The following is a 1,714-nucleotide window of genomic DNA, read 5'->3' as shown; positions in this document are numbered from 1 at the left end:
CGTTCGAGCCGGTGCGGCCGCGCACGGTCACGGTCGGCGAGTACGGCTCCTGGTGGAAGTCCGCGGCGTCGGTGAAGGACGCGAGGTCCTCCGGCTCCCCTCGCCCTGCGGGGCCGGCTCCGCGAACGAAGGGCGCTCGGGCCGCGGACGCGCGGGAACGTCACCGAAGTGCTTCTCCACCAACGCCTTCGTGGCCTCGACGTCCAGGTCGCCCGCCACCGTCAGCACCGCGTTCGCCGGGCTGTAGTAGGTGTCGAAGAACTCCGCGCAGTCGTCGACCGTGGCGCTCTCCAGGTCGACGAAGTCGCCGTAGCCGTTGTGCGCGTTGGCGAACGTCTTGAACAGCACCGCGGGGAGGAGGATCCAGGGGAACCCGCCGTACGGGCGGTTCAGCACGTTGAGCCGGATCTCCTCCTTCACCACGTCGATCTGGTTGCGGAGGTTCTCGTCGGTGAGCTTCGGCGCGCGCATGCGGTCCGCCTCGAGGAACAGCGCCCGCTCCAGCGCCGCGGAGGGCAGCACCTGGTAGTAGTCGGTGTAGTCGGGGTGTGTCGACCCGTTGAACGTGCCGCCCGACGACTGCACGTGCCGGAAGTGGGCCAGCTTCTCCAGGCTCTCGCTGCCCTGGAACATCAGGTGCTCGAAGAGGTGCGCGAACCCGGTGCGCCCCTCCGGCTCGGAACGGAAGCCGACGTCGTAGTGCACGCTGACGCCAACGACCGGTGCGCTGGCGTCGGGGGCGAGCACCACCCGCAGGCCGTTGGGCAACGTGAACCTGTGCAGTTCGGGTGAGGCCATGCCCGCCAGCCTACGGGTTCGGCGTCCGGAGCGATCGCAGGTGGCCCGCCTGCGCGAGCACGCCGTCGAGCGCTCCCAGGAACGCGGGGAAGCTGCGCCGGAAGTCGGACACGTTGCCGTACCAATAGAGGTCCTGCTGACCGAACGTCGTGAGCCAGCGCTCGGTCTCGCCGAGCACCACCGCGTACGGCAGCGAACGGGAGAACACCAGCTCGCGGTCGGCCTCGGGGACGTCGTCAGGAGTCACGCCGTGGAGGTACCCGCGCAGGCCGCGGACGTGCTCCAGCAGCTCGCTGCCGCGCTTGGTGCGGGCGGGCATCGACCGCGCGCCGAACGCCAGGGCGACACCGCCCACCGCGACCGCGAGCCCGAACAGCGCGTTGCCGATCGTCAGCGCCAGCACGACGGTGGAGACCACGCCCAGCACCGCGATCGCGATGCCGACCCACCAGAACAGGCTCCGCTCGGCGTCCGGGCGGCGCACGAACCAGCGCTTCTCCACCACGTCCGCGTACAGCTCGTCACGGACAAGCCCGAGATCGATCCGGCGGCCGCGCAGCTCGGACACCGTCACGGCGTCGACGCCCTGCGGCAGAAGGGCTTCGTAGACGGCCTTCTCGTAGCCGGACAACGAGTCGTCGGCCGGGTTGCGGCGCACGATCTGCCAGTCGTGACCCTCCACCTCCGCGATCCACAGGTAGTTGCGGACGGCGAGGTCGATGACGGTGGCGGTCACGTCGACGACGTCCACGTGCTCGTCGACGACGGTGCCGACCTGACCGGGCAGAACGCCGTCTGGCGAGGCAAAAGCGACCCTGTCGTTCTGGTCTCGCACCAGCACGGAGACCGCGCCGACCTCGCTCGCGAGCGCCGCCGCGTCGCGGCCGCGCAGGTACCAGAGCAGCGCGACGCCGCC

At 70.5% G+C, this 1,714-nt stretch carries 1 protein-coding gene and 1 pseudogene; both read right to left on the bottom strand.

The annotated features are described in order from the left end of the window. Nucleotides 1-99: 99 nt before the first annotated feature. Nucleotides 100-798: pseudogene (locus FXN61_RS49250) on the bottom strand (M16 family metallopeptidase); the annotation flags it as partial. 10 nt (nt 799-808) lie between these two features. Then, nucleotides 809-1,714: DUF2207 family protein (locus FXN61_RS49245; protein WP_167980610.1), on the bottom strand; the 906-nt coding region annotated here is incomplete at its 5' end.

Source organism: Lentzea indica (assembly GCF_012184385.1).
GTDB classification, from domain to species: domain Bacteria; phylum Actinomycetota; class Actinomycetes; order Mycobacteriales; family Pseudonocardiaceae; genus Lentzea; species Lentzea indica.
Note: the sequence above shows the minus strand (reverse complement) of the source record. Positions and strands in the feature narration are given on the sequence as shown.